The following is a 311-nucleotide window of genomic DNA, read 5'->3' as shown; positions in this document are numbered from 1 at the left end:
GCCACGATCTTTGCAGTGCCCGCTCCTACAATCGCAACTACATTACCATCAATAGTTGCAACAGCTGTGTTTAAGCTCTCATACGTAACCGGCAAGCCTGAAGATGATGTTGCATTCAATTGAAAGGCAGCATCTCCATATTTCTTTGTATCGAGGGGGCCAAAGGTGATGATCTGCGCAAGCTTCACAACGAGTGAATGAACAACCGGTATTGCTTCATTATAATTGATGTTGCCGGGTTGTGTTGCCGTGATCTCTGTTGTACCGTCGCCCACAATGGTGACTGTATTTCCGTTCACCTGAGCTACCGA

At 46.9% G+C, this 311-nt stretch carries 1 protein-coding gene; it reads right to left on the bottom strand.

Features of this window, described 5'->3' with window-relative positions; genetic code table 11:
• The coding region (locus KK083_RS32375) for a hypothetical protein (protein ID WP_254170305.1) at window positions 1-311 on the bottom strand (311 nt) is incomplete at both ends.

The sequence above is a fragment of the Chryseosolibacter histidinae genome (genome assembly GCF_018598225.1).
GTDB classification, from domain to species: domain Bacteria; phylum Bacteroidota; class Bacteroidia; order Cytophagales; family Cyclobacteriaceae; genus Chryseosolibacter; species Chryseosolibacter histidini.
This window is presented reverse-complemented; position numbering and strand designations above follow the sequence as displayed.